The organism is Gillisia sp. Hel1_33_143, assembly GCF_900104765.1.
Classification (GTDB): Bacteria; Bacteroidota; Bacteroidia; order Flavobacteriales; family Flavobacteriaceae; genus Gillisia.
Genome location: NZ_LT629737.1, coordinates 543,017 through 569,819, shown reverse-complemented (window position 1 = coordinate 569,819; position 26,803 = coordinate 543,017). Strand labels below are relative to the sequence as shown.

The 26,803-nt window shown below is 34.5% G+C and carries 26 protein-coding genes and 1 tRNA gene; 14 read left to right on the top strand and 13 right to left on the bottom strand.

Annotated elements, in window-relative coordinates:
* Nucleotides 1-49 precede the first annotated feature (49 nt).
* The 8 genes from BLT84_RS02580 (at nucleotide 50) to BLT84_RS02545 (ending at nucleotide 5,612) form a co-directional block, all read left to right on the top strand.
* Nucleotides 50-1,186, top strand: a complete 1,137-nt coding sequence (locus BLT84_RS02580; protein ID WP_091262645.1) for a 1-acyl-sn-glycerol-3-phosphate acyltransferase — start codon at nucleotides 50-52, stop codon at nucleotides 1,184-1,186.
* Nucleotides 1,176-2,204 (top strand): asparaginase, encoded by a 1,029-nt coding sequence (locus tag BLT84_RS02575; protein ID WP_034893566.1) that lies wholly within the window; start codon nucleotides 1,176-1,178, stop codon nucleotides 2,202-2,204. The genes BLT84_RS02580 and BLT84_RS02575 overlap by 11 nt, the downstream gene beginning before the upstream one ends.
* A 71-nt stretch (nucleotides 2,205-2,275) precedes the next feature.
* Nucleotides 2,276-2,363, top strand: a tRNA-Ser gene (locus tag BLT84_RS02570).
* Between the two features lie 71 nt (nucleotides 2,364-2,434).
* The gene (locus tag BLT84_RS02565) at nucleotides 2,435-3,241 is read left to right on the top strand and encodes a MotA/TolQ/ExbB proton channel family protein (RefSeq protein ID WP_034893567.1); all 807 of its coding nucleotides are present in this window, start codon (nucleotides 2,435-2,437) and stop codon (nucleotides 3,239-3,241) included.
* 14 nt (nucleotides 3,242-3,255) lie between these two features.
* Nucleotides 3,256-3,693, top strand: coding sequence for a hypothetical protein (locus tag BLT84_RS02560; RefSeq protein WP_034893569.1), 438 nt, complete (start codon nucleotides 3,256-3,258; stop codon nucleotides 3,691-3,693).
* Nucleotides 3,694-3,696: 3 nt separating this feature from the next.
* Nucleotides 3,697-4,305 carry an ExbD/TolR family protein gene (locus tag BLT84_RS02555; RefSeq protein ID WP_091262643.1) on the top strand — a complete coding sequence of 203 codons (609 nt, stop codon included), beginning with the start codon at nucleotides 3,697-3,699 and terminating at the stop codon, nucleotides 4,303-4,305.
* A gap of 30 nt (nucleotides 4,306-4,335) precedes the next feature.
* Complete coding sequence (locus tag BLT84_RS02550) at nucleotides 4,336-4,812, top strand: ExbD/TolR family protein (RefSeq protein WP_034893573.1); 477 nt, start codon at nucleotides 4,336-4,338, stop codon at nucleotides 4,810-4,812.
* 95 nt (nucleotides 4,813-4,907) lie between these two features.
* A complete protein-coding gene (locus tag BLT84_RS02545; protein ID WP_091262641.1) occupies nucleotides 4,908-5,612 on the top strand; it encodes a porin family protein in 705 nt (234 codons plus the stop codon).
* Here BLT84_RS02545 and BLT84_RS02540 read toward each other — a convergent pair.
* The 8 genes from BLT84_RS02540 to pyrH form a co-directional block, all read right to left on the bottom strand.
* A complete protein-coding gene (locus BLT84_RS02540; RefSeq protein WP_091262639.1) occupies nucleotides 5,607-6,212 on the bottom strand; it encodes a hypothetical protein in 606 nt (201 codons plus the stop codon). The two genes, BLT84_RS02545 and BLT84_RS02540, sit on opposite strands and share 6 nt — an antisense overlap.
* The gene (rpoN, locus tag BLT84_RS02535; protein WP_034893581.1) at nucleotides 6,212-7,666 is read right to left on the bottom strand and encodes an RNA polymerase factor sigma-54; all 1,455 of its coding nucleotides are present in this window, start codon (nucleotides 7,664-7,666) and stop codon (nucleotides 6,212-6,214) included. Before rpoN ends, BLT84_RS02540 begins: the two co-directional genes overlap by 1 nt.
* A gap of 114 nt (nucleotides 7,667-7,780) precedes the next feature.
* Entirely contained in the window at nucleotides 7,781-8,629 is an 849-nt protein-coding gene (locus tag BLT84_RS02530) for an RluA family pseudouridine synthase (protein ID WP_091262637.1), read from the bottom strand.
* Nucleotides 8,630-8,636: 7 nt separating this feature from the next.
* Nucleotides 8,637-10,079 (bottom strand): asparagine--tRNA ligase, encoded by a 1,443-nt coding sequence (gene asnS / locus BLT84_RS02525; protein ID WP_091262635.1) that lies wholly within the window; start codon nucleotides 10,077-10,079, stop codon nucleotides 8,637-8,639.
* Between the two features lie 72 nt (nucleotides 10,080-10,151).
* A complete protein-coding gene (locus BLT84_RS02520) occupies nucleotides 10,152-12,554 on the bottom strand; it encodes an efflux RND transporter permease subunit (RefSeq protein WP_091262633.1) in 2,403 nt (800 codons plus the stop codon).
* 75 nt (nucleotides 12,555-12,629) lie between these two features.
* Nucleotides 12,630-15,101, bottom strand: a complete 2,472-nt coding sequence (locus BLT84_RS02515; RefSeq protein WP_091262632.1) for a DUF5686 and carboxypeptidase-like regulatory domain-containing protein — start codon at nucleotides 15,099-15,101, stop codon at nucleotides 12,630-12,632.
* A gap of 143 nt (nucleotides 15,102-15,244) precedes the next feature.
* On the bottom strand, nucleotides 15,245-15,799 hold the full coding sequence (frr, locus tag BLT84_RS02510) for a ribosome recycling factor (protein WP_034893591.1): 555 nt from the start codon (nucleotides 15,797-15,799) through the stop codon (nucleotides 15,245-15,247).
* Between the two features lie 41 nt (nucleotides 15,800-15,840).
* Nucleotides 15,841-16,548, bottom strand: coding sequence for a UMP kinase (pyrH, locus tag BLT84_RS02505; protein WP_034893594.1), 708 nt, complete (start codon nucleotides 16,546-16,548; stop codon nucleotides 15,841-15,843).
* Between the two features lie 220 nt (nucleotides 16,549-16,768).
* On the opposite strand from pyrH, the gene BLT84_RS02500 reads away from it, so the two are divergent.
* A complete protein-coding gene (locus BLT84_RS02500; RefSeq protein ID WP_091262631.1) occupies nucleotides 16,769-17,455 on the top strand; it encodes a zinc metallopeptidase in 687 nt (228 codons plus the stop codon).
* Between the two features lie 61 nt (nucleotides 17,456-17,516).
* On the opposite strand, the gene BLT84_RS02495 is transcribed toward BLT84_RS02500, so the two are convergent.
* Entirely contained in the window at nucleotides 17,517-17,987 is a 471-nt protein-coding gene (locus tag BLT84_RS02495; protein WP_034893600.1) for an Lrp/AsnC ligand binding domain-containing protein, read from the bottom strand.
* 47 nt (nucleotides 17,988-18,034) lie between these two features.
* A complete protein-coding gene (locus tag BLT84_RS02490; RefSeq protein ID WP_034894524.1) occupies nucleotides 18,035-19,408 on the bottom strand; it encodes a saccharopine dehydrogenase family protein in 1,374 nt (457 codons plus the stop codon).
* A 75-nt stretch (nucleotides 19,409-19,483) separates the two neighbouring features.
* On the opposite strand from BLT84_RS02490, the gene BLT84_RS02485 reads away from it, so the two are divergent.
* Nucleotides 19,484-19,873: a DUF423 domain-containing protein gene (locus BLT84_RS02485; RefSeq protein WP_091262629.1), complete on the top strand. Its 390-nt coding sequence runs from the start codon at nucleotides 19,484-19,486 to the stop codon at nucleotides 19,871-19,873.
* Between the two features lie 78 nt (nucleotides 19,874-19,951).
* A complete protein-coding gene (gene pckA, locus BLT84_RS02480) occupies nucleotides 19,952-21,550 on the top strand; it encodes a phosphoenolpyruvate carboxykinase (ATP) (protein WP_091262628.1) in 1,599 nt (532 codons plus the stop codon).
* An 82-nt stretch (nucleotides 21,551-21,632) separates the two neighbouring features.
* On the opposite strand, the gene BLT84_RS02475 is transcribed toward pckA, so the two are convergent.
* Nucleotides 21,633-22,379 (bottom strand): uroporphyrinogen-III synthase, encoded by a 747-nt coding sequence (locus tag BLT84_RS02475; protein WP_034893607.1) that lies wholly within the window; start codon nucleotides 22,377-22,379, stop codon nucleotides 21,633-21,635.
* Nucleotides 22,380-22,401: 22 nt separating this feature from the next.
* Nucleotides 22,402-23,058, bottom strand: a complete 657-nt coding sequence (locus BLT84_RS02470; RefSeq protein ID WP_034893610.1) for a DUF4271 domain-containing protein — start codon at nucleotides 23,056-23,058, stop codon at nucleotides 22,402-22,404.
* A 102-nt stretch (nucleotides 23,059-23,160) separates the two neighbouring features.
* On the opposite strand from BLT84_RS02470, the gene BLT84_RS02465 reads away from it, so the two are divergent.
* Genes BLT84_RS02465 through BLT84_RS02455 form a run of 3 tightly spaced genes read left to right on the top strand, consistent with a single transcriptional unit; the run spans nucleotide 23,161 to nucleotide 25,734 of the window.
* Entirely contained in the window at nucleotides 23,161-23,892 is a 732-nt protein-coding gene (locus tag BLT84_RS02465) for a polyprenol monophosphomannose synthase (protein ID WP_034893613.1), read from the top strand.
* A complete protein-coding gene (locus BLT84_RS02460; protein WP_034893616.1) occupies nucleotides 23,892-25,235 on the top strand; it encodes a dihydroorotase in 1,344 nt (447 codons plus the stop codon). The genes BLT84_RS02465 and BLT84_RS02460 overlap by 1 nt, the downstream gene beginning before the upstream one ends.
* Nucleotides 25,236-25,239: 4 nt before the next feature.
* Nucleotides 25,240-25,734: a DUF4296 domain-containing protein gene (locus BLT84_RS02455; protein ID WP_091267949.1), complete on the top strand. Its 495-nt coding sequence runs from the start codon at nucleotides 25,240-25,242 to the stop codon at nucleotides 25,732-25,734.
* On the opposite strand, the gene BLT84_RS02450 is transcribed toward BLT84_RS02455, so the two are convergent.
* Nucleotides 25,731-26,759: an SDR family oxidoreductase gene (locus tag BLT84_RS02450; RefSeq protein ID WP_091262626.1), complete on the bottom strand. Its 1,029-nt coding sequence runs from the start codon at nucleotides 26,757-26,759 to the stop codon at nucleotides 25,731-25,733. The genes BLT84_RS02455 and BLT84_RS02450 overlap by 4 nt on opposite strands.
* Nucleotides 26,760-26,803: the final 44 nt, after the last annotated feature.

Below are 26,803 nucleotides of genomic sequence, written 5' to 3'. Positions count from 1 at the left end.
TAATTTTTAATTATTAATTTTGTTCATTTGTGAACTTAAGAAGATATACGTGACAGACTTTGATAAAATAAGATTTTACCGAGATTCTGAGGTGCATCCTGCGCTTCAGCAATATATTAAGCATCCAATGGTGAAAGCCTTGTTGCAATTCTCTTTTCCTGAAAAATCATTTTCTGAGATTGAGGAGATTGTGATGGATTGCCATTCTATTAGAGATTTTCAAACCAAGGTGATCTATCACTCTATAAGAAAAGTCTTAGAGAAAAGCTCTGAAGGATTAACCTATAGCGGCTTTGACTCTTTAAGTAAGGATGAGTCTTATATGTTTATCTCTAATCATCGTGATATTTTATTAGATACCAGTTTGCTTAATTGTGCCTTGTACGAGCAAGATCTTATCATGACGGCTTCAGCAATTGGAGATAATCTGGTTCAAAAACCATTTCTACTTTTATTGTCTAAACTAAACAGAAATTTTTTAGTGCAGAGAGGCTTGGGGCCAAGAGAAATGCTAAGGAGTTCCATGGAGCTTTCAGCATATATTAAAGATCTTTTGGTAGAACAGAATAGATCTGTATGGATGGCACAGCGAGAGGGTAGAACAAAAGATGGGAATGATCATACTCAACAAGGAGTTTTAAAAATGCTGGCTATGGCTAAGGGAGATCTTAGTTTGTCAGAATATTTTTCTAAGATCAAGATCGTTCCAATTTCCATGTCTTACGAATTTGATCCTACAGATATTTTAAAAATGCCAGAGATCATGGCAAAGCATAATGAAGAAACTTACGTAAAATCTGCTAACGAGGATTTTAATTCTATTATGCAAGGTGCTTTAGGAAATAAAGGAAGAATACATATCACTGCTGGAAATGTAATTTCTGCAGATGTATTTAAAAAGATGGAACAGGAAGAGTCTTCAATAAATGATCAATTAAAGAGTCTGGCTACATATATAGATAATAGAATTCACGAGAATTATAAACTATGGCCAGCTAATTATATAGCTTGCGATCTGTTAAAGAATAACGAATTACATAAAGATAAATATACGTCTAAGCAAAAGAGGCAATTTGAAAGGCGTTTAACACGCAGGATAGATTTTAAAAATTCTTTAGAAGTAAATAGTTACTTATTAATGTATGCCAACCCGGTGCTTAATCATGAAGCCCTTAATGAAGTCTAAATCAAACATTTTATTAATATATACCGGTGGAACCATTGGTATGATTAAAGATTTTGAAACGGGTGCTCTTAAGGCGTTCAACTTTAGTGAGCTTCTTCAAAGCATTCCGGAATTAAAACTTTTAGAGCATACTATTAATACAATAAGTTTTAAAAAACCAATAGATTCATCCAATATGAATCCAACGTATTGGATTCAGATCGCAGAAATTATTGAAGAGCGCTATGAAGAATATGATGGTTTTGTGGTGTTACATGGAAGTGATACCATGTCCTACACAGCGGCTGCATTAAGCTTTATGTTCGAGAATCTTACTAAGCCTATTATTTTTACCGGCTCTCAATTACCAATTGGAGATTTACGAACAGATGCAAAAGAGAATCTTATTACCAGTATTCAGATAGCCGGTTTGCAGAAACAAGGGAGGCCAGTAATATCTGAAGTTGGTCTTTATTTTGAATATAAATTATATAGAGGAAATAGAACAACGAAGATGAATGCAGAGCATTTTCAGGCTTTTTCTTCTTTAAATTATCCTGCTTTAGCAGAGTCGGGTGTTTATTTATCTGTTAATCATAATGTACTTTGGAAGACCAACAGAAGAAAACGTACCCAGCTGCACACAAATTTTAACGATGATGTAGTTATTTTGAAGATGTTTCCCGGAATTACAGAGAGTACTATAGATCATATTTTATCTAAAAAAGGCCTTAAAGGAGTAGTTTTAGAAACTTTTGGGAGTGGGAATGCCCCAACAGATTCTTGGTTTATAGAACTGCTTAAGAAGTATATTTCTAAAGGAATTATGATCGTTAATGTTACCCAATGTATCGCTGGTAGTGTGAATATGGGGCAATATGAAACTAGTACGCAGTTAAAGAAAATAGGTGTGGTTTCTGGAAAGGATATTACTACAGAAGCAGCTGTGGCTAAATTAATGTATCTTTTAGGGAAAGAATTATCACCTAAGGTTTTTAAAACTATCTTTGAGACTTCTCTTCGCGGGGAAATGTTATAAAATTAACGCTTCTTATTTGATGGTAAACAATTTTTTTTATTATTTAGCGCACCAAATTAGAATAACGTAATAGAGAGGTGGCCGAGTGGTCGAAGGCGCACGCCTGGAAAGCGTGTATACGCCAAAAGCGTATCGAGGGTTCGAATCCCTTCCTCTCTGCAAAGTATTTTTATTAAAAAAATATTTTTATATCTTTAACCCTTTAACTAATTAATTTAAGACAAACAGTAATGAAAAGATTATTTTCAACTTTGGTAATCGCTTCGATTATGTTATTTGGAGCCGCTAATGTAAATGCGACAACTTATTTCCAAACAGCTCCAGATAATATCGTGAATTTTATTCAGGATAATCAAGACGAAGCAGCAACTCCTGACATGGACAGTGAGGAAGATTTAGGTTTTCACCAAGAACTTAAGAAACGTTTTATTGAGGGTGGTGCCGGATTTATGGGTATCGTTCTTTTATGTTTAATTCTTGGTTTGGCCATTGCCATTGAAAGAATTATCTTTTTGAACCTTTCTACAACAAACACTAAGAAATTAGCTCAAGATGTAGAAGATGCTTTAAATAGTGGTGGAATTGAAGCTGCTAAAGAAGTTTGTAGAAACACAAAAGGCCCAGTTGCCTCTATTTATTACCAAGGATTAGACCGTGCAGATGAAAGTATTGAGGCTGCAGAGAAAGCTGTTGTTGCTTACGGTGGTGTTCAAATGGGACAATTAGAGAAGAACGTATCTTGGGTTTCTTTATTTATCGCTTTAGCTCCTATGCTTGGTTTCATGGGTACAGTAATCGGTATGATTCAGGCTTTTGATAGAATTGAAGCAGCTGGAGATATGCAACCTTCATTGGTAGCAGGTGGTATTAAAGTAGCACTTCTTACAACAGTATTCGGTTTGATCGTAGCAATTATTCTTCAGATTTTTTATAATTATATCATCGCTAAGATCGATAGTATCGTTAATGACATGGAAGATGCTTCTATCACATTAATCGATATGCTTGTTGACTACAAAAACAGAAAAAGAATCTAAGAAGTAGAAACACTATGAATTTACATAAAATATTAAAATATCTAGCACTCGTTATTGGTGTCATTGGACTTATCCTTTTGGGTAGGATCCTTATGGCCGGCGACGAGGCAATCAAAGCTTCGGCTGATTTGCAGGGTAGTATGCTAGACCCAATGATGTGGGTAACTTATATCGTGTTTGCAATTACTTTAATTATTGTATTGATATTCGTTATCAAAGGTCTTTTTACTGGAAACATTAAAAACACTCTTATCTCTGTAGGTGCTTTTGCACTAATTGTTATCATTGCTTACGTAGTAACTGATGGAAATCAATTAGAACTTAAGGACGGTACAACATTATCTGCTAGTGGAGATCACTGGGTAGGTGCAGGTTTGGTAGTATTTTACATACTTGCCGTAATCGCTGTTGGCGCAATGGTACTTTCTGGGATCAGAAAATTAATAAAATAAACTATGGCTAAAAGAACAGCACCAGAAGTAAACGCAGGCTCTATGGCCGATATAGCATTCTTGCTATTGATTTTCTTCTTGGTAACCACTACCATTGTTTCTGATAAGGGGATTAGCCGTAAGCTGCCTCCTATTCAGGATGAAAATGTAGAGCCTCCTATTATTAAGCAAAAGAACATCTTTACCGTAATTGTAAACAGAGACAATCAATTGCTAGTAGAGGATCAACCAATGAAAGTTAAAGATCTTCGTGCTGCTGCAGTTAAGTTTTTAGATAACGGTGCAGGTATGGGAGATGATGCATGTAGCTATTGTCAGGGTGCGAAGGATCCTTCGTCTTCAGACAACCCTACGAAAGCAATTATCTCATTGGTTAATGACCGTAAGACAGAATATGGAACCTATATATCTGTACAGAATGAATTGGTTGCTGCCTATAATGAATTGAGAAATCAAGCTACTCAAAGACTTTATGGTAAAGACTATATTCAAATGGAGAATAACTATAACGATCCTAGCTTTAGAGGAAATAAAGAAACTCTAAAAGAAAGATTGGATAAAGTTAAGGATATGTATCCTCAAAAATTATCTGAGGCAGAGCCTAAGGGATAGCAGCTCATATAACAAAATTTAAATAATATTATGTCTAAATTTAAAAAGAAAAAGAGTGGGGAATTGCCTGCTATAAGTACGGCTTCCTTACCAGATATCGTTTTTATGTTGCTTTTCTTTTTTATGGTTGCTACTACAATGCGTGATACTACCTTAATGGTACAAAACAATTTGCCTTATGCAGACCAGGTAGAAAAGCTAGATAAGAAAGATTTAGTAATGTACATATATGCAGGAAAGCCAAGCGAAAGATATCAAGGCAAATATGGTACAGAAGCTCGCATACAGTTAAATGATAAGTTTGCCACCGTTCGCGATGTTCAAAAATTTATCTATGCTGAAAGAGAAACCAAAAGGGAAGAGTTAGTTCCGTATTTAACAACTTCTTTAAAAGTAGATGTTGAAACTAATATGGGTCTTGTTTCTGATATTAAACAGGAATTAAGAAAAGCTGAAGCTCTTAAGATTAATTATACCACCAAAACTGGTGATGTAAGCCAAAACTAAGAAATTTATTTCTTTACTGTTATAAGAATCCCTTCTCAGGTAAAACTGTGAAGGGATTCTTTTTTATATTAAATTAGCGCTGTTAAAATTCTTCTATGAAAAGATCTATTCTGGTTCTGTTGACTATCACATTTCTAAGTATTGATTGCTTATTTGCTCAGGAGAATATCATAGAGCAGCAACTGCAAGAAGTAGATAGCCTATATAGAGAAGATCAATTTTATCTGGGTCTAACCTTTCACTTGCTTACCGATCTTCCTGCAGATGTTTCTCAATCTGGATTTTCCGGCGGTTTACATTTTGGATTCATAAGAGACATTCCTCTAAATAAAAGAAGAAACATTGCGATTGGAATTGGTGCTGGTTGGTCTATAAATACATATGGTCAAGATCTATTAATAGAAGAGGGAGAGAACGGAAATAGTGTTTTTAGCAGTCTTAACGAATTAGATTTTGACACCAATAGATTTTCTACTCAAATGATTGAAGCTCCTTTAGAGTTTAGATGGCGTAGCTCTAACGCTACGTCCTACAAGTTCTGGAGGATTTATGCCGGATTAAGACCTGGGTATATATATTATTCTAAGTCTACCTATAAAGATGCAGATGCAAAAATTACCGTTAATAACATACCCGAGCTAGATAAGTTTAGACTTGGTACTACGTTAACCTTTGGATATAATACGTTTAATTTTCACGTTTATTACAATCTAACTCCAATGTTTAAAAATGCCAATTTGGAAGATGTATCTGTAGATATGAGTGTTTTTAAAGTGGGGTTAATGTTTTATATCCTATAACCAATATTTTAATACAATTAGTTGCGGAACAAATCCTATAAAGATTCCTATAATCAATTCTAGTCCAGTATGTGCTTTGTAGGTAAGTCTACTACTTGCTGTCCAGCCTATAGCTAAAATTAGAAACGCCAAAGTGAATAGAAGATTGATTCTGTAAAAGATACTAAGCGCTAGTATAAAAGTAAAAATTCCACTTATACCTACCATATGCAGACTCGCTTTAATATTTAGCCACGCAAGTATAAAGCCTGTTGCCACAGAGATCATAATTCCTACAAAGTAATAATAGAGCGCCGGGTAATTGTAGATGTCTAAAATCTGATATAGATTAAGACCTATCAAAAGAATATAAAAGAATAATGGCCATTTGCGTTCTTTTACATCGCTTAAAAATACATTCTTAGCTTTCCCGAGGTTCTTCAGTAGAAAAAAGAATACTATAGGTATAAATAAAGTGGTAATAGCTATAGCTAGCATCTTAGCCTGTATTAGAGGCAAAGGAAAAAACCTGGGAGTAATTAAAAAATAGAACAAGCTTCCTATAAATGGCATCCAAATAGGGTGAAAGATATAGGAAGCGCTTTTTAGAAGTTTACGCATTAAATTTCTTTTCTCATCCTTGCTACCGGAATGTCTAGCTGCTCTCTGTATTTTGCTACAGTTCTTCTAGCTATTGGATATCCTTTATCTTTTAAAAGTTTCGCCAGTTTCTCATCTGTTAGAGGCTTTCTTTTATCTTCCTCTTCAATAGAGATCTCCAAGATCTTTTTTATCTCTCTGGTAGAAACTTCTTCTCCTTGATCATTGGTCATAGATTCAGAAAAGAATTCTTTGATAAGTTTAGTTCCGTAAGGAGTGTCTACATATTTACTGTTAGCTACTCTAGAAACTGTAGATACATCCATGCCTATCTCATCTGCAATATCCTTTAAGATCATAGGGCGTAAGTTACGCTCATCTCCTGTTAAGAAATATTCTTGCTGGTAATGCATAATAGAACTCATTGTAACCATTAGGGTTTGTTGGCGCTGTTTAATAGCTTCTATGAACCATTTTGCAGAGTCTAATTTCTGCTTAATGAACATAACAGCATCTTTTTGAGCCTTGGTTTTCTCTTTAGACTCTTTGTAACCCTTAAGCATATTGTTGTAATCATTAGAAATATGCATTTCGGGTGCATTTCTTCCATTTAGACTTAATTGTAACTCACCATCTTCAATTTTAATTGTAAAATCTGGAATTACATGCTCCACCATTCTAATATTACCTGCAAAGGTCCCACCCGGCTTCGGATTTAAATGTTCTATTACATCAATAGCATCTCTAAGTTCATCTTCAGAAATATCATGCTTAGATAATAGTTTGGAATAATGTTTTTTACTGAAGTGATCAAAAGATTTCTCCAACAGGTCTGTAGCTAAAGTAACTTCTTTGGTCACTTCCTTTCTGTGCAATTGTATTAATAAACATTCTTGTAAAGATCGAGCTCCAACTCCTGCAGGGTCTAATTCCTGAACTTTCTTAAGAACTTTTTCTACCGTAGGTTCATCTGTATAAACATTTTGGGTGAATGCGAGATCATCTACAATATCTTGAATAGTTCTTCTTATATAGCCACTTTCATCTACACTACCTACCAAGAATTCTGCAATTTCCTTTTCTATCTCGGTAAGTCTAAATGTACTTAATTGAGATTTTAAATGCTGGGCAAATGAAGTTCCAGATGCATAAGGAACATTTCTGTCTTCATCATCTGCGCTATAATTATTTGCTTGTAGTCTATAACTTGGAATTTCATCATCACTCAAATAGTCGTCAACATCAATATCAGATTCTATACTTTCAGTTCCCTCATCATATTCATCGTTAGAAAACTCATCATCAAAATCTTTTTCAAGATCTTCCTTTCCGTCTTCTAGTGCAGGGTTCTCTTCTAATTCCTGTTTTATGCGTTGTTCAAATGCCTGCGTAGGTAATTGAATAAGCTTCATCAACTGGATTTGCTGAGGAGAAAGCTTTTGAGATAATTTAAAATTTAATTGCTGTTTTAGCATAAAGTAAGTGTTCACTATTACTACAAAAATAAGCAAAAACAATCCTATTGCTACCTAGCCTTACATATGCTTTTGGTAAATTTTTGTTAATAGCTCCTTCTTCATGAGGATATATTATGGGACCCTAAACTTTTTGGGTAAATCTAAATTAAGATCTAAAATAGCGCGAGTCTTTGGGTGCTGGAGTTTTAATCCTATAGATGCTAAGTAAAGTCCGCGAAATCTTTTACTGGTTTCTTCCATCCCATATTCTTTATCACCTACAATTGGAAAGTCATTGTTAGATAAGTGAATTCTGATTTGATGAGTTCTTCCGGTATCTGGATGCGCTTCTAAGAGCGAGTATGCTAAATTCTCAATTTCCAAATTTTTCAACTTAATAAACTGAGTGGAAGAAGATTTTCCATCTAAAGCATCTGTGATTTTGAAGTTTTGAGAGGTGCTACCATGAACTAATGCAATATATTTTTTCCAAATTTTTCTATCCTCAAATGCCAAGTGCAATGCAGTTTGCATGGTTCTAGTTTTTGCAATAAGTAGAAGTCCGCTGGTGGGATTGTCTAATCTATGCACAGGAACAGGGTATGGTAGTGTATCAAATTTCGTAGAAACCTTTAAATTGAAAGGAAGCGCGTTTTCGATGGTTTTAAAATAGTTGCCACTGGTAGGATAGCCTGCAGGCTTATTAATTACGGCTAGATATTCATCTTCATATATGATCGCTAATTTTAGCTGAAATATCTTTTTAGCTTTTGTTTCAGATTGCAAAAGATCGATTTTTTGATGTTCTTTAATCCAGTCTGAAGTTTGAGCTATCTCCCCATCCAAAAGTATTTCCTTGCGTTTTATTGCTTTCTTAATACCATTTCTGGTAGTAATAGATCTAAAGATCGTTGAAGCATATTCCTGCAATCGAATATTCTCATCAATTGCAGGGACAATATGCGTTTCAAGTATTTTCAATAGTAGATTAAAATTCTGCGTTAAGTGGTGTTCTTGGGAAAGGAATTACGTCTCTAATGTTAGTCATTCCTGTTACAAAAAGAACTAAACGTTCAAAGCCAAGTCCAAATCCACTATGCACACAAGTTCCAAATCTTCTGGTATCTAGGTACCACCATAATTCCTCTTCATCTATGTCTAGCGCCTTCATCTTTTCTTGAAGAACGTCTAAACGTTCCTCTCTTTGAGAACCACCAACGATCTCACCAATACCAGGGAAAAGGATATCCATAGCTCTAACGGTTTTACCGTCCTCATTCAAACGCATATAAAATGCTTTGATATTTGCTGGATAATCAAAAAGAATTACAGGGCATTTAAAGTGCTTCTCTACAAGAAAGCGCTCATGCTCACTTTGGAGATCTGCTCCCCATTCATCTATTGGGTATTGGAATTTTTTCTTTTTATTAGGCTTAGAATTTCTAAGAATATCTATGGCTTCTGTATAGCTTACTCTCTTAAAGTTGTTCTCTGTAACGAACTCTAATTTTTTAAGCAAACTCATTTCACTGCGTTCTGCTTGTGGTTTTGCTTTATCTTCTTCTTCCTGGCGTTTGTCTAGGAATTCAAGATCATCTTTGCAATTCTCCAAGACATATTTCACAACATATTTAATGAAGTCTTCTGCTAGATCCATATTTCCATCAAGGTCACAAAAGGCAACTTCTGGCTCTATCATCCAAAATTCTGCCAGATGTCTTGATGTATTAGAATTTTCAGCTCTAAATGTAGGCCCAAAAGTATATACCTGTCCTAGACCAAGAGCGAAAGTTTCTGCTTCTAACTGGCCAGAAACGGTAAGATTGGTTTCTTTTCCGAAGAAATCTTTTTTATAGTTAATAGAGCCATCTTCATTTTTAGGTGGATCTTTAAGATCTAAAGCTGTGACTTTAAACATCTCTCCAGCTCCTTCTGCATCACTACCTGTTACGATAGGAGTGTTCACATAGAAAAAATTGTTCTGCTGGAAATAGCTATGTACAGCAAAAGAAAGTTTACTTCTAACTCTCATGATAGCTCCAAATGTATTGGTACGCACTCTTAAATGAGCTTGCTCTCTTAACTTTTCTAAACTATGGCGTTTAGGAGAAAGAATAGTAAGCTTAACTTCTTCTGGATTCGCATCACCAAGAATTTCTATAGACGTAACTTCTACTTCCATACTTTGACCGCTACCTAAGCTTTCTTTTAAAGTACCAACTACTTTTATGGCTGCTCCTATATTTATACGTTTAAGAACATCTTCTTTGGTATTCTCAAAATCTATCACACATTGCAAATTATTGATAGTAGATCCATCATTTACAGCAATAAAACGGTTACTTCTAAAAGATCGAACCCATCCTTTTACTTCAACTTCCTGTAGAAATTGATTGCTCTGTAATAATTCTGCAATTTTTGCTTTTATCATTTTATATAGATTTTAGTAAACCAAAGATAATTTTTCCTAGTATTCCTACCAAGACCCTGGATTTGATTTTTATTATGAATTAGTGTCGTCTAAAATATCGTCTTCTTCAGTTATAATTTGAATAGCCGGCTCCTTTAAGGTCTCTTTATTAGCAATACTTTTTTCTAGTGATAGTAATAAAGAAGGTAAAAGTAATAGGTTTGAGAGCATAGCAAATAGAAGTGTGGCAGAAACTAATCCTCCTAAAGCTACCGTTCCACCAAAGCTACTGATCATAAAAACTGAAAATCCGAAGAAAAGAACAATGGAGGTATAGAACATACTTACTCCTGTTTCTTTTAAAGCTGCATACACAGATCTTTTAATCTTCCAATTATTAGCTTTTAACTCCTGTCTGTATTTTGCTAAGAAGTGAATTGTATCATCTACAGAAATTCCGAAGGCAATGCTAAATACTAAAATTGTGGAAGGTTTAATAGGTACTCCTAAAAATCCCATCATCCCGGCAGTTACTATTAATGGAAGTAAATTGGGTATTACAGAGATCAAGATCATTCTAAAAGATCTGAACATCCAAGCCATTAATAAAGCTATTAAAATAATTGCTAATGTAAGTGAGATCACAAGATTTTTAACCAGATAGGTAGTACCTTTTTGAAAGATCAATGCCTTCCCAGTCATGCTCACCTTATATTGTTCTTCAGGAAATATCTTATTGATTTTTGGCCAGAGTTCTGCTTCAATTCTGTCCATTTCATCTGTACCAATATCTTTCATAAACGTAGTGATCCTTGCGTATCTTCCGGTAGTATCTACATAAGATGACATGAGATTACCTTCCGTAGAAAATCCTTTTAAATAAGGAGCGATAAAATTTCTTTCCTGGGAGGTAGGTAATTGGTAATATTTTGGATTACCATTATAATAAGCTTGTTTAGAATATTTGGCTAATCTTACTACAGACAATGGTTGCGATAATTGTGGAACCTCTTCTATAGCAGTTTCCAAAGTTTCCATTTTCTTTAAAGTAGAAAGTTTTAAAGCTCCTTTTGGTCTTTTAGTGTCTATTAATATTTCCAAAGGCATAATTCCATCAAATTCTTCTTCAAAGAATCTAATGTCAGTAAAGAAATCTGCTTTTTGAGGCATGTCTTCTAGTAAACTACCGGAGATCTTGATGGTGTATATACCTATTATGCTTATTACCAATAAACATACAGAAGAAATGTAGATGGCAATACGATGATGCCTTACCATTCTTTCTATCCAGTCTACAAACCCACCAATCCACTGCTTGTTTAAATGTTTAAGATGTTTGTCTTTAGGCAGAGGCATGTAACTATAGATAATAGGTATTATCACTAAGCTAAGAATAAAAAGGGCTACGATGTTTATAGATGCAACTATTCCAAATTCTTTTAGTAGCGTACTATCTGTTAAGATGAAAGTTGCAAATCCGGAGGCGGTTGTTAAGTTAGTTAGTAAGGTAGCATTCCCCACTTTTGAAATTACCCGTTGTAAGGACTTAGCCTGATTTCCATGATTTTTTACTTCCTGCTGATATTTGTTGATTAGGAAAATACAATTTGGTATTCCAATAACAATGATTAATGGAGGTATAAGCGCCGTAAGTACAGTAATTTCATAATGTAAAAGGCCTATGATCCCGAATGCCCACATTACGCCAATTAAAACCGTGATCATAGAAATAACAGTAGCTCTTATAGATCTAAAGAAAAAGAAGAAGATTAAAGAGGTTACCAAAAGTGCAGCTCCAATAAACAATCCAATCTCATCTATAATATTTTGAGAGTTTAGAGTGCGGATATAGGGCATTCCTGAGACATATACTTTCATGTCTGCATCCTCCTGAAACTTGTCTATTAAAGGTTTTAGATCTTCTATTACAAAGATCTTTCGCTGTTTAGAATTTACAATATCTTCATTTAGATAAAGGGCAGTTTGCACTGTTTTCTTATTACCACTGTAGACTAGATTTTTATAGAAGGGAAGTTTATTAAGTAATTCATCTTTATAACCGGCTACATCTGTACTGTCCCAATCTTTTTGCTCAATGAATGGAACCATTTCAAAGCGCTTGGGATTATCAAATTTCTCCAACTTTTGCAAAGTCCCTAAAGAGATCACATGGTCTATTTCAGAATAGGAACTTAAGGTTTCGGTTAGGTTATTCCATGCCTTAAATTTTTCTGGAGTGAAAAGCGTAGAATCTTTTACGGCAATCACAATCAAATTTCCCTCTTCCCCAAAGGTGTCTAGGAAATTGTTATATTCTAGATTGATCTCATCATCATCTGGTAAAAGATTGGCTTCCGTATAGGAAAAGCGCATGTTCTTCCATTGAGTAGCCAAAAAAGCGGTAAGACAAAGCGTAATTATAATAATTGTAACCCTGTTTCGAAGAATTACTCGAGCAATGGAATTCCAAAATCCAAAACTAAAAATTTTTGACATGGCTGTTTTTTAAGCGAGCGCAAAGTTACAAAAAGGCTAAGTATTAATTGATTGTAACCTAATTAATCTTCAGTATCAGATTTTTAAAATGAAGGTAGCTTTAAAAGAAAAGTTCTCTTTAAAGGTCGGCAAATGGTATGCTCCATATCTATAGGCAAAACTAAGACCAAAACCTGCAAAGATTTGGTTGATCTCTATTCCGCTTTCTGAATAGCCTTTGTTTAAGGTGTTGAATTGTATGTTCTTATGTGCAGATTGATCCTTAAAATCTCCTAAGGCATGGCTAGAAACAAAAACAAGTTCTGGTTGTATTTTATCTGTAATATTAATGGGTCTTAATTGATGTCTCAAGTGAAGACTGATCTGCCTGTCGCTATAAAATTCTGTAAAATACATAGTTTCAAAAGCCATTTTACCAGCGATAGAAACTCTACTAATTATTTCTTCTTTATTTGGATTATTAGGGTAGGCATTAAAGGCATGGGTAATTGGAAAATTTCCATTTATATAATTTCCTTCTAAAATGATCTCAGAAATACTCTGGTCTAAACGGAAGATCTTATAATCCATCTTAAAACCGAATTTAATATAATCAAAATCACCTTCTAAGAATTTTGAAAATCCTTTGTCAATTTGTGCAGTAAATTGTGGATATCCTGTGCGAACTTCTTGAACTTTCTCTGGGGTGCTTACGTAATTGCTGAAAGGTTTCCATGAAAAGCCTAATTTGGCTTCGGCAATTTGATAATCTTCAAAATAATCTCCTCCAGAAGAATAAGTATAATCAATGATAGGGTTAATACGCGCTGTAGATAATTCTACTTCAGACCTAAATCTAGGCGAAAATGGATGTTGTAAGTTAATTTGAAACTTCTTGTACCTATAGAATTCATTAATATTACCGTATCTGGGCTGAAGCAAATAGAATGCTTCTGTGCCACGTAGGTAACTAAAACTAGCTACTTCATTAAGGTCATCTGTATAATTAAAGCTTAATTCTGTGCCACTATTTTTATCTAATACCAATCCAGCTCCTGCATTAAATTTTACATTCCCATCTTTGGTTCCGTAGATGAAAAATCCGTTCAAACTGAATCTTTCAGAAAATTTGTTATTTGTTTTACCTCCTACGCCTAGTCTAAACCCTTGGAGATTATTATATTTTATGAATCTTTTTAAAGAGAAATCCCAAAGCCCTACCGGATAGTATCCATTAGAAATACCTTTCTTAACTTCTATCTTTCGCTCTATATTATTAAATTGAATAATGCTATCTACTTTCATTGCAGTAAGCTCATCTTTAAAAGTAAAGGGCAGTTTTCTATTGGCAGCCCAATAATTCACAGAATGCTCTCCGGCATTTTCCAAAACTAGAATGGAGGCATCAGAATTTTTAACATTTACAGGAACATTAAATTCTAAATCGTAATTAATTGTTTTGGACTCTAAGTAAAGGCCTTCTTGTGGTGTGCCAGAGCCCAATACAGAGTTAAGAATAGATTTTTTTTGTTGCACAGATCCTAAAGAAATGCTTCCTCCAAAAACAGAAATATCTTTTTCTCCACTTCCGGGTTGTATAGTTACAAGTTGGCTGCTAGGAAACCATAGATCTTTATTTTCATAATAGTTGTACTCATGAACGATCTTTAATTTTACAGAACCTGCAAGTTGTGCTGTTGCTTTTTGAATAGCGTAACTTGTAGTATCTATATATAATACACCTTCCAAACCTGCAACTACCCGTTCTCTTTTTGGCTTGAAATATATAAGATAAGCAGGCCTCTCTTGATTTGTGAGGGTGTCTAATATCTTATAATTATAGTTTTCGAAAGCTTCGTGATTATCTAAAGGAGCAGCATAATCTGTTTTATAGATGGTATAATTTTCTCCATAGAGAGAAAGGGGCTCCACTTTAAGAGCAAGAACATCATATACCGGATCACGAAAGCCAGCGGTTTTAATACCTTCTACAATTTCTCGTGGATCTAAAGACTTACTAAATACATGAGAAGAAACTTTTTCTGATAGATATGCACGGCCAACGTTCACCACTTCATTTATTGCAATATTGCTGCTATCTGTTTCTACCTTTACCGATTGATCTAAATTGTCTATTAAAAATTTATTGTAACTCTTGTACTTATAGGAATCTAGAACTTTTGTGGGGTCATTAAGTTTTTTATTCTGAATTGCCTTTTGAATGATCTTATTGGCAGGGTTTTCCTTAGAAGAGATCAGTACCGTTTCTAGTATTTGAGCTTTTGGAGCTAGTTCAATTTGAAATTCCTTTTTATCTTTTGAAAGATCTATAGATCTGGTTTGATAACCAATATAGGATACTTTTAGAATAGAGTCTGTAACACCTAAGGTTAGTGTAAAACTTCCATTTATATTGGTGAGTGTGCCGTTACTTTCTGATGAGCTTACATTAGCAAAAGCTAAAGGGTCTTTGGTCTTAGCATCAGTTACGATTCCGGATATGAGTTGCTGTGCAAAAAGTGATGGAGATGAAATAATAAACAAGACTAGAATTATAAATATTCGCATAGGTTTACTATTTCACATTAATTTGATTTGGAATAGGTGTTAAACTAAAAATGTCAGTTTCAAATAAAATTAGATCCGGTAGAACACCGAATTAATTCATTTGAAACTGACACAAATATATCTTTTTTAAGAAATGTGCAGTATTAAATGGTCATTATTTCTTTTTCTTTATTTTCAAAGATAGATTCTGTCTTTTTTATATGCTTATCTGTTAATTCCTGAATGTTGTCTTCAGCAATTTTTTTAGCATCATCAGAAACATCTAATTTTTTAATGTCATTATTAGCAACCTTACGATCATTTCTAATTCCAATTTTCGCATCTTCAGTCTCTGCTTTTGCTTGTTTTACAAGTTCGCGTCTGCGTTCTTCCGTTAATGGGGGAACACTAATAATAACACTTTCTCCATTGTTCATAGGGTTAAAGCCAAGGTTTGCTACCATGATGGCTTTTTCTATGTCTGGAATAGCTTTTCTTTCAAAAGGCTGAACTGTAATTGTTCTGGCATCTGGAGTGTTCACATTAGCCACTTGTTGTAGCGGGGTCATACTTCCATAATATTCTACCATTACACTTCCAAGCATCGCAGGACTTGCTTTTCCTGCTCTAATATTTAAGAGTTGTTTTTCCAAGTGTTTAATAGCATTATGCATATTTTCTTGGGTACTGTCAAATATAAAATCTAATTCTTCGTTCATTTTTTTAAACTTAAAGTTGAAAAAAGGCTATAGTTAGTTTCTTATAAATTTACTTTGGTTCCTATTCTTTCTCCAGTAACAACCTTTAAAAGGTTTCCTGGTGTATTCATATCAAATACAATTATAGGTAATTCATTTTCTTGGCTTAAGGTAAAAGCAGTAGTATCCATTACTTTTAATCCTTTTTTAAGAACATCGTCAAAAGTAATAAAATCAAATTTTGTTGCAGCCTTATCTTTTTCAGGGTCTGCCGTGTATATTCCATCAACACGGGTTCCTTTTAAAATAACATCAGCATGTATTTCAATAGCTCTAAGAACCGCTGCAGAATCTGTAGTGAAATATGGATTCCCTGTTCCTCCTCCAAAAATTACAACTCTACCTTTTTCAAGATGGCGCATTGCTTTTCTTCTGATGAAAGGCTCTGCAACCTCATTGATCTTTACAGCAGATTGTAATCTGGTTTGTATTTCTGCATCTTCCAAAGCACTTTGTAATGCCAACCCGTTAATTACAGTGGCTAGCATTCCCATATGGTCTGCCTGTACTCTATCCATCCCTTTACTAGCTCCGGCAACACCTCTAAAGATATTTCCTCCACCAATAACTATGGCTACTTCTATACCTCTATCTACTACGGCTTTAATCTCTTGAGCATATTCTGCCAGACGTTCCGGATCTATCCCGTACTGTCTGTTTCCCATTAAAGCTTCGCCTGATAATTTTAGAAGAATTCTATTGTATTGCATAACTGTTTTGTAGATAAGTTGTGCAAATATAGACAATATCTTAATTTGAGAATAATTAGCACTTAAGGATTATTTTAAGTTGCTCATATTTAGTAATATTTTAAGAGAGTAGCTATTCCTGCTTCAACTAATTATCAATATTTAATTAGTTGACATGACATCTTTTTAATGGCGAGATTTTTGATATTATTGCAGAAGTCTATTTAAAATTGAAAATAAAATGATTGGATATTATATAATTGCAGGGCTCTTATTTTTAGTGAGCATGTATGTAAGCAATAAGCTTAAAAGCAAATTTAAAAAATATTCTAAGGTTCATCTTCAAAATGGAATGAGCGGTAAGGAGATTGCGGAAAAGATGTTGAGAGATAATAATATTAATGATGTGAAAGTAATTTCTACTCCTGGAATGCTATCAGACCATTATAATCCTCAGAAGAAAACAGTAAATCTGAGTGAGGGTGTTTATTCTCAAAGAAATGCCGCCGCTGCTGCAGTTGCTGCTCATGAATGTGGGCATGCGGTGCAACATGCGCAGGCTTATAGCTGGTTACAGATGAGAAGTAAATTGGTACCTATGGTGAGTGTGGCTACAAAAATGTCTCAATGGGTAATCATGGGGGGGCTGGTATTGATGGCGACCACTGCTTTGGGGAGTACTGTACTTTTAGTAGGAATCGTACTTTTTGGTCTAGGAACCTTATTTAGTTTTATAACGTTACCTGTAGAATATGACGCAAGTAAAAGAGCTTTAGTTTGGTTGGAAACAGAAAACATGTTAACTTCACAAGAGCACGAAGCTGCAGAAGATTCTTTAAAATGGGCAGCAAGAACTTATGTAGTAGCGGCAATAGGATCTTTAGCAACCTTATTATATTTTGTAAATATTTACTTGGGAAGAAGATAGAATATTATTCGAACTTCATAAAAAAAGGCTGGTTGAAAGACCGGCCTTTTTTATGAAGTTCTTAAACTTTAATTTGTCTTTGTATTTGCTGATTTAATGAGATAAAAGTCTCAGTTCTGGAAACCCCATCTATAGCTTGGATATTCTTATTAAGAACATTCATTAAGTGTTCATTATCTTTACATAAGATCTTTAAAAAAATAGACCAGTTACCAGTGGTATAGTGGCATTCTATTACCTCCGGAATTTCGCTAAGCCTTTTTACCGCTTGGGGGTTACTAACGGCTTTGTCTAGATAAACACCCACAAAAGCTAATGTGGTATAGCCTAGAATTCTTGGGTTGATCATTAATTTGGAGCCTTCAATAAGCCCTGCATTTTCTAATTTTCGCAAACGTTGATGAATAGCAGCGCCGCTAATTCCTATTTTTCTTGCAATTTCAAGAATTGGTTTTCTGGCATCCTCCATTAAATAATTAAGGATGGTCTTATCTATACCGTCAATACTTACTTTTTCGTCTACTATTTTCATTGTGGAGCAATTATAAGATTTTGGAATTAAAAGGGAGTTGTTTTTATTTAATTACCTACTTCGCCAAGAGGATTGTATCCTAGATACTCAGTTTCAGTTTCTCTAAATTTAACACCATAAGCTTCTAATTCTTCTAAAATTGGTTTGTAAACCTCTTTCTTAATAGGAATTTGAACTCCTGGGGTAGTGATTTTTTTATTCAGAATTGCTAAGGCGGCTATCGCTACAGGCAAACCTACAGTTTTTGCCATAGCTGTTCTGGTTTGATCTTCACCAATAAGAACCATGGTAGCATCTATCTGTTTTCGCTGTCCATTAAGTTCATATCCAAATTTATGATACATTACTATCATATCTTTATCCTCTTTATCTAAGCTCCATTTGTCTGTTAATATTTTCTGAAGCGCTTGTGCGGGAGTAGCATCTTTAATACCGATCTTCTTTTTATCATTAAAAAGATCTAGCTCTAAAAGTTTATCCCACATAATATCATCCTGATCTATTTTAAGATTATGACGCATTTTAAGTTCTACCGTGTTGGTAGGGGAGTAGGGTAGGAATGAATTTACAAAGTCGCGGTATGATAGGTTTTCCGAGTCTTTTAACGTATAGGTATCATCTGTCATACCCAATTGTACGAACATATTCCAGGCTCTACTAAAACCAACTCTTCTTATGGTGCCTCTATATAGGGTTAGAATATCATGAAGTCCGTAGATATCCTGATAGTCTAAGGAATTTCTGTTGGCATAAACCTCAAATCTTCCATAATTATCCACTTCCAAAAATTCTGTTCGTCTAAATAATCTATGATAAGGAATGTACTTGAACTTTCCTTCTTGAATAAATTCCGCAGCTCCACCTTGCCCTGCCAGCACAACATTTCGCGGATTCCAAGTAAATTTATAGTTCCAAAGATTGGTGTCACTCTCCGGGGCTACTAATCCACCGGTAAAAGATTCAAAAAGTAAGATCTTGCCACCTTTATCTCTAATTCTATCTATAACCTGCATGGCACTCATATGATCAATTCCCGGATCTACTCCGATCTCATTCATAAAAACTAGTCCGTTTTCTTTCACTTCCTCGTCTAGAGCTTTCATTTCATTACTTATATAAGAAGCCGTAACAAGTGATTTTTTAAATTTGATGCAGTCTTTCGCTGCCTCTATATGAAATCTTGCAGGTAGCATAGAAATAACAATATCTGCTTCCTTAATTGCTGCTTCTCTACTTTCTCTATTAAATACATCTAAAAAGATAGCTTTACATCTGGGATGATCATTACAGAGTTTATTAGCTTGGGCAAGATCCAAATCGCCTATAGTTAAAAATAAATTTTCTTCTTCAGATTTATCTAGGAGGTAAGCTATAAGTACGGAAGTAGATTTTCCAGCACCAATCACTAATAGTTTTCGCATTTTAGAATTTTCTTGGTTAATTTTGTGGCTATGTTTCACGAATGTATATAATTGTGTAGACTTAAAAAACAATCTATGGAAAGAAGATTTTATATAGCAGGATTTTTGATTGGAGTAGTGGGAGTAATTTTAGGTGCATTTGCTACGCATGGATTAAAGCCTCTTATTTCTCCAGATGCTATGGCTACTTTTGAGACTGGAACAAAATATCAGATCTATCACGCTTTGTTATTAATAATATTAGGTGGTATTTCTGGTTTGAAACCAAAAGTGGGTAAATGGGTATTCTTTCTAATAATAATAGGAGTACTATTCTTCTCCGGATCTATCTATCTGCTTGCCACTAACAGCTTAACTTCCTTTAATTTTAAGGCAATAGCATTGCTAACACCGCTGGGAGGTAGTTTATTAATATTGTCTTGGCTTATACTATTATGGTCTTTTATAACGTTAAAAAAGAAATAAATTAGAGGCTTTTGCTCTAGTATGAACTTAAGATTATATACTTTTGTATGCCTAAACAAACACACAACTTAAATTTTTATGTTGGCAAATAAACAAATTACGAAATCGATTTCGTTGGATAATTATGGGATTAAAGGTGCAACCGTGCACTATCAACTCTCCCCGGAAGAACTTCATGATATTACTATAGAGAAGAAACAAGGGGTAGAAGCTAGTTCTGGAGCTTTAGCTGTTAACACAGGTGAGTTTACAGGACGTTCTCCTAAAGACCGTTATTTGGTAAAGGATGATGAAACTAAAGACAGAGTTTGGTGGGGAGACATAAATATTCCTTTTGACCCAGAAAAATTTGACTCTTTATATAAGAAAGTTGTAGACTATCTTTCTGAAAAAGAATTGTTCGTACGTGATTCTTATGCATGTGCAGATGATAAATATAAACTGAACATTAGAGTGATCAATGAGTATCCTTGGTCTAATCTATTTGCATATAACATGTTCTTAAGACCAGACGATAATGAATTGCAAGGTTTTAATGAAGATTGGATTATTGTTAATGCTCCAGGATTTAAAGCAGATCCAGAGGTAGACGGAACGCGTCAAGCAAATTTTTCGATTTTAAATTTCACCAAAAAGATAGCACTTATTGGTGGAAGCGGATATACAGGAGAAATTAAAAAAGGTATATTCTCTGCTTTAAACTTTGTACTTCCTGTACATCATAACACATTACCTATGCACTGTTCTGCAAATATAGGTAAGGATGATGATACTGCTATTTTCTTTGGACTATCCGGAACCGGAAAAACCACACTTTCTGCAGATCCAAAACGTAGATTGATAGGAGATGATGAGCATGGATGGACTAAAGAGAATACTATCTTCAATTTTGAAGGTGGTTGTTATGCCAAAGTAATTCATCTTTCAGAAGAGAACGAGCCAGATATCTTTCATGCTATTAAGCCGGGTGCAATCTTGGAAAATGTGGTTTTAGATAAAAATGGCGATGTGGATTTTGATGATACTTCTATAACTCCTAATACGAGAGTTAGTTATCCAATAAATCATATAAAGAATATAGCACAACCATCAGTAGGTAAAAATCCGAAGAATATCTTCTTTCTTACTGCAGATGCTTTTGGAGTATTGCCTCCAATCAGTAAATTGAACCCTGCACAAGCGGCTTATCATTTTATTAGTGGTTATACAGCAAAAGTTGCAGGAACTGAGGCTGGGGTTAATGAGCCTCAACCAAATTTCTCAGCTTGTTTTGGTGCACCTTTCATGCCTTTACATCCAACCGCGTATGGGGAGATGTTGAGTAAGAAAATGAAAGATGCCAATGTAAATGTATGGCTAGTAAACACTGGTTGGTCTGGTGGAGCATACGGTACAGGAAGTAGAATGAAGTTGAAATATACAAGAGCGATGATTGATGCTGCTCTTGAGGGGAAGTTGGAAAAGGTTGATTATACAACCCATCCAATATTTGGTTTAGAGATGCCGGTAGAATGTGATAATGTTCCATCTGAAATCTTGAACCCAAGACAGACCTGGGCAGATAAAGATGCGTATGATGCAAAAGCATTAGAGCTTGCAAATTCTTTTAAGAAGAACTTTACAAAATTTGAAGAGAACGCAAACCAGGAAATTCTTTCTGGAGGACCGATGGTGTAATTAACATTAAAGCTTATAAATATGAAAAGCCTATAATTTATTAAAATTATAGGCTTTTCTAATTAAAAACAGAAGGTAATCTTTATTTCTTATTCGCTTCTTTAATATATTTCATAAGTGCCATGGTCATAGACGGAGTTTCTGGCGTTGGAGCCTGAATGTTAACAACCAAACCATGCTCTTTTGCGGCTTTTACAGTAGTATTTCCAAAAACCGCGATCTTAGTATCTTTTTGCTCAAAGTCTGGGAAGTTCTCAAAAAGAGAAACTATACCACTAGGGCTAAAGAAGACCAAAATATCGTAATAAACATCTCTTAAATGAGTAAGGTCACTAACTACAGTTTTATAGAAAACTGCTTGTTTCCATTCCACACCAAGCTTATTTAAAGTTTTAGGGATATCTGGTTTTAGCATATCTGATGCCGGAAGTATGAACTTCTCATTCTTATACTTCTTGATATAGGGAGCTAATTCAGAAAAGGTACGTTTACCTACGTAGATCTTACGTTTACGGTAAACAACATACTTCTGAAGATAATAAGCAACAGCTTCACTTAAACAAAAATATTTAAGAGTATCTGGCACTTTATATCTCATCTCCTCTGCAATTCTAAAAAAGTGATCTACCGCGTTACGGCTAGTTAATATCACTGCAGAATATTTAGTTAAATCTATTTTTTGCTGACGCACATCTTTAGACGGAACTCCTTCTACGTGTATAAACGGTATGAAATCAATTTTTACTCGTTGCTTTTCTTCCAGCTCAAAATAGGGTGAATTTTCTATCTTAGGCTCTGGCTGAGAAATTAAAATTGTTTTCACTTTCATATGTTACTGATTTTTAGAAACCTTAGGTCAATGTAATAAGCTTATACAAAATAATGTAAGGGGTTATTTCGAGAGTGCAAAGGTACAAAATAAAATAGAACCAATTACGTGTTGCAATGTTCATATTTTTTTGAATAACTCTGGAATAACTGAACATTATAATTATAAGGTAAAGACCCCCAATGGTATAGAATATCCAAGGTTGGGGATTCTGCGCGTAAACAAGAATAATGGAAGCTGGAAATAGAATTAAAGAAATGAAATTTCTATAAGTATGCTTTTGATAGAGGTAGGTATCTATAATTTCATCTATATCAAAAACGTTAGCAATAATTTTTTCTACGGTAATTTTTAGGAGTACAAAAAAGCTGTAAGCGGTGGTTATTCTCAATAAGAGTATTCCTGCATTATTTTCAATTCCAAAAAATTGTCTGTAGAGGACATATAGAAATATTGAAATGCTCAAAATGTGAGTAATAAGCATGATCACATTAAATCCAAAAAGAGCTTTATGTTCTTTAGATTTTATTACCAGGAATTTTCCGGAGGTAACTAAAGATATGAAATCTTCAAACCTGTGTGAGAACAGTTTCCTGGCGAGTACTAATAAAATTAGCACCAACAAAATAATAAGCGTGAGTAAATCGTTTGAGGTACTATATCTTTCTATGGCTTCCAAACAAAAAGTTTTTACAAAGGTATGACTAATAGGGTTAAAACTTCAATGTAAATTGAAGTAGCTGTGCACAAAAATAGTTACATTTGGGCAAAATTTTTGAGCATGTCTAATGGGATAATCATTATACCCACTTACAATGAAATTGAGAATATAGAACGGCTGATTAGGAATATATTTTCTCTACAGCGTAAATTTCATATTCTAGTGGTAGATGATAATTCTCCAGATAAGACCGGTGAAAAGGTAAAAGCACTTCAGGCAGAATATTTTGGAGCCTTATATCTAGAAGAAAGAAAAGGTAAGATGGGATTGGGTACGGCCTATATACATGGTTTTAAGTGGGCCTTGCAAAGAGATTATGAATACATCTTTGAGATGGATGCAGATTTCTCGCATAACCCAAATGATCTTATAAGGTTATATAATACATGTGCAAAAAATGGAGCAGATCTGGCCATAGGATCTAGATATGTAACTGGGGTGAATGTGATAAACTGGCCAATGGCTAGGGTATTATTGTCTTGGGTAGCTTCTAAATATGTGCGATGGGTTACAGGGATGGAGATACATGATACCACTGCTGGATTTGTTTGTTATAAAAGAAAGGTGCTGGAAAGCATTAATCTTAATAAAATACAATTTGTTGGATATGCATTTCAAATAGAAATGAAATTCAAAGCCTATCTATTAAAATTTGACATAAGGGAAGTTCCTGTTATCTTTACCGATAGAACCAACGGAACTTCTAAAATGAGCAGCGGAATTATATCTGAGGCTGTGTTTGGGGTAATTAATATGAAATTTAAAAGTCTTTTCAATAGGGCAGAAAAATAATGAAGAAGGTTTTAATTAAGAATGCACGTATCGTTAACGAAGGGGAAATTAAGGAAGGCGATGTATATATTGTAGATGGGATAATTACAGAAATAGCCGACAGTATTAGTGCTAAATCTCCAGATGTAAATATTGTAGATGCAGAAGGGAATCATCTTTTTCCAGGGATTATAGATGATCAGGTTCATTTTAGAGAGCCTGGCCTAACTCATAAAGAAACTATTGAGTCTGGCTCTAGAGCAGCAGTAGCCGGGGGAATTACTTCTTTTATAGAGATGCCTAATACAAACCCGCAAACTACAACTATAGAGGAGTTAGATGCTAAATTTGAGCTTGCAAGTAAAAGCTCATATGCCAATTATTCTTTTATGTTTGGTGGAACCAATGATAATTTAGAAGAGATATTAAAGGTAGATCCTAAAACTACAGCAGCTTTAAAGTTGTTCTTAGGTTCCTCTACAGGTAATATGTTGGTAGATAACCCTACAGTCTTAGAGGAGATCTTTACTAAATCGCCTTTAATGATCGCAGTGCACTGTGAAGATGAAGAGACCATCAAACAGAACTTAGCAGAATGTGTAGAACGTTACGGAGATGATATTCCTATGGAATTGCATCCAAAAATAAGAAGCGAAGAAGCTTGCTATTTATCTTCCTCTAGGGCGGTTGCTTTGGCAAAGAAAACTGGTGCTAGATTGCATGTTTTTCATCTATCTACAGCTAAAGAGCTTTCGTTATTTGATAATAAGAAGCCACTAAAAGATAAGAAGATTACTGCAGAGGTTTGTATTCATCATTTATGGTTTAATGATTCAGATTATCAGAAAAAAGGAACATTTATAAAATGGAATCCTGCGGTTAAGACCAGAGAAGATCAGGAGGCACTTTTGCAAGCGGTTATAGATAATCATATAGATGTGATTGCTACAGATCATGCTCCTCATACTAAAGAAGAAAAGAAAAATGTTTATACCAAGGCGCCAAGTGGTGGTCCTCTTGTGCAACATGCTCTTCCTGCAATGCTACAGATGTATCACCAAGAAAAGATAAGTCTTGAGAAGATTGTAGAGAAAATGTGTCATAATCCAGCTATTTTATTTCAAATTGAAAAACGTGGGTTTATAAGAGAAGGTTACAAAGCAGATTTGGTATTAGTAGATCTAAATGCTCCATGGGCGGTGCAGCCTAACAACATACTTTATAAATGTGGTTGGTCTCCTTTTGAAGGGGTAACATTTAAATCTCGAATTACACATACTTTTGTAAATGGAAAATTGGTATACAAGAATTTTCAAGTATTGCCATTTGCTAATGTTGCAGAAAAGTTAACTTTTGATAGATAATCTGATGAAATATCTGGTTTTGTTAGTTGCCTTACTTTTGGTTTCCTGCCAGAGTGTGGATAAAACGAAGAAACCAGATAATTTGATCCCAGAAGGCAAAATGGTAGAAGTTCTAACAGACCTGGTACTTCTTAACTCGGCTAAGAATTATAACCGTCGTATACTCGAGGAGACTGGAATTCATATTAATCCTTATATCTATGAGAAGCATGGCATAGATAGTCTTCAATTAGCTCAAAGCACCCAATATTACGCAGAGAATACTTCTAAATTAGATAAGATCTATAAATCTATAAAAGATTCTTTAGAGGTTAGAAAAAGTGTACTGGAAAAAATAGAAGAAGAAGAGGTGAGAGTACAAGATTCTATTAGAGAAGCTTCTGTAAAAGATTTACAAGATTCCTTAAAAAAGCAAGATAAGAAAGCAGATTCTTTATTGAAAATTAAAAACCAGGATCCCCAAGTTTCCAGCCCAGTTAGATCTTCCTCTCAAAATTAAGTTGATCTATTTTCCTTATCCAAGATATAGAAATTCCCCGTTTCTTCTATAACTCGCTGTATATTGGTGTAATCAAAATCTAGATCTTTTTTACTTTTAGCATTCGAGTAAAGTGAAGTTTCAAACAAAGCTTTATGATCTCTGCTAGATAGTTGCTTTTTTGTATTGAACAGCATGCTTCCCAAGCTTTGAAATATCCATCCTAACCTTACCATCCAGGGCTTAAGAGTTTTTGTGGGGGCAGGTTTTTGAAGTGTGGAAGCTACTTTTTCAAGAACTTCTTTAAAACTCTTATTTTCAGAAACTGCAATAAATTGTTCATTGATCAAATTAGATCGCATTGCCTTAATACTAAGAAGAACCACATCTTGTATTCCTACAAAACCGGTGATCTTTGGAAAATGAAATTTTAGACCATTATCTACTTTTTTAAACAATAAGCCACTAGCTGCATTCCAAAAGCCGGGACCAATAATTATCCCTGGATTTATAATAATTACCGGGAGACCTTCTTGTGAAGCACGCCATACTTCAATTTCTGCTCCGTGTTTGGAAATAGCATACTCTGAATGATATTTTTCTGGATGCCATGCAAAATTTTCTGAGATCATTCTTTCTCCAAGTTCTAAATCTAAAGTAGCTATAGAACTGATGTAACAAAATTTTTCAATTTTTTGAGCGATTGCCAGATTTACCATATTAGCAGTTCCGGTAATGTTCGTTTTTCTAAGTTCCTTAGAATTTGAAGAATCAAAAGAGATCATAGCGGCGCAATGATAAACTTCAGATATCTGCGCAAAAGCAGTTGTTAGCTGTGGGATGTCATCCAGATCTGCTTGTATCCATTCAATTCTTGTATAAAGATCTGTTGCCTTTTCAGAAGGATGGTAGTATAAAAAAACTTTCTTTACAATTTCTAGATTGCTTTTTTCTCTGTGTGTAGCTCTTACTTTGTTGCCAGATTCTAGCAATTTCAAAAGTAAGTGTGCTCCAACCAAACCTGTTCCTCCGGTGACTAAAATCATAAGGTAAATATAGCTAATTCAGTTTAGGAAAAAACCTAGTTTGT

What these genes read in the sequence shown, in the direction of transcription:
- BLT84_RS02545 (WP_091262641.1), top strand. Translation starts at nt 4,908, where the DNA reads ATGAAAAGATCTATTCTGGTTCTGTTGACTATCACATTTCTAAGTATT.
- BLT84_RS02455 (WP_091267949.1), top strand. Translation starts at nt 25,240, where the DNA reads ATGAAATATCTGGTTTTGTTAGTTGCCTTACTTTTGGTTTCCTGCCAG.
- BLT84_RS02485 (WP_091262629.1), top strand. Translation starts at nt 19,484, where the DNA reads ATGGAAAGAAGATTTTATATAGCAGGATTTTTGATTGGAGTAGTGGGA.
- BLT84_RS02540 (WP_091262639.1), bottom strand. Translation starts at nt 6,212, where the DNA reads ATGCGTAAACTTCTAAAAAGCGCTTCCTATATCTTTCACCCTATTTGG.
- BLT84_RS02555 (WP_091262643.1), top strand. Translation starts at nt 3,697, where the DNA reads ATGGCTAAAAGAACAGCACCAGAAGTAAACGCAGGCTCTATGGCCGAT.
- BLT84_RS02520 (WP_091262633.1), bottom strand. Translation starts at nt 12,554, where the DNA reads ATGTCAAAAATTTTTAGTTTTGGATTTTGGAATTCCATTGCTCGAGTA.
- pyrH (WP_034893594.1), bottom strand. Translation starts at nt 16,548, where the DNA reads ATGCAATACAATAGAATTCTTCTAAAATTATCAGGCGAAGCTTTAATG.
- frr (WP_034893591.1), bottom strand. Translation starts at nt 15,799, where the DNA reads ATGAACGAAGAATTAGATTTTATATTTGACAGTACCCAAGAAAATATG.
- BLT84_RS02450 (WP_091262626.1), bottom strand. Translation starts at nt 26,759, where the DNA reads ATGATTTTAGTCACCGGAGGAACAGGTTTGGTTGGAGCACACTTACTT.
- BLT84_RS02490 (WP_034894524.1), bottom strand. Translation starts at nt 19,408, where the DNA reads ATGCGAAAACTATTAGTGATTGGTGCTGGAAAATCTACTTCCGTACTT.
- BLT84_RS02565 (WP_034893567.1), top strand. Translation starts at nt 2,435, where the DNA reads ATGAAAAGATTATTTTCAACTTTGGTAATCGCTTCGATTATGTTATTT.
- asnS (WP_091262635.1), bottom strand. Translation starts at nt 10,079, where the DNA reads ATGATAAAAGCAAAAATTGCAGAATTATTACAGAGCAATCAATTTCTA.
- BLT84_RS02515 (WP_091262632.1), bottom strand. Translation starts at nt 15,101, where the DNA reads ATGCGAATATTTATAATTCTAGTCTTGTTTATTATTTCATCTCCATCA.
- pckA (WP_091262628.1), top strand. Translation starts at nt 19,952, where the DNA reads ATGTTGGCAAATAAACAAATTACGAAATCGATTTCGTTGGATAATTAT.
- BLT84_RS02475 (WP_034893607.1), bottom strand. Translation starts at nt 22,379, where the DNA reads ATGAAAGTGAAAACAATTTTAATTTCTCAGCCAGAGCCTAAGATAGAA.
- BLT84_RS02465 (WP_034893613.1), top strand. Translation starts at nt 23,161, where the DNA reads ATGTCTAATGGGATAATCATTATACCCACTTACAATGAAATTGAGAAT.
- BLT84_RS02575 (WP_034893566.1), top strand. Translation starts at nt 1,176, where the DNA reads ATGAAGTCTAAATCAAACATTTTATTAATATATACCGGTGGAACCATT.
- BLT84_RS02550 (WP_034893573.1), top strand. Translation starts at nt 4,336, where the DNA reads ATGTCTAAATTTAAAAAGAAAAAGAGTGGGGAATTGCCTGCTATAAGT.
- BLT84_RS02460 (WP_034893616.1), top strand. Translation starts at nt 23,892, where the DNA reads ATGAAGAAGGTTTTAATTAAGAATGCACGTATCGTTAACGAAGGGGAA.
- BLT84_RS02560 (WP_034893569.1), top strand. Translation starts at nt 3,256, where the DNA reads ATGAATTTACATAAAATATTAAAATATCTAGCACTCGTTATTGGTGTC.
- rpoN (WP_034893581.1), bottom strand. Translation starts at nt 7,666, where the DNA reads ATGCTAAAACAGCAATTAAATTTTAAATTATCTCAAAAGCTTTCTCCT.
- BLT84_RS02495 (WP_034893600.1), bottom strand. Translation starts at nt 17,987, where the DNA reads ATGAAAATAGTAGACGAAAAAGTAAGTATTGACGGTATAGATAAGACC.
- BLT84_RS02500 (WP_091262631.1), top strand. Translation starts at nt 16,769, where the DNA reads ATGATTGGATATTATATAATTGCAGGGCTCTTATTTTTAGTGAGCATG.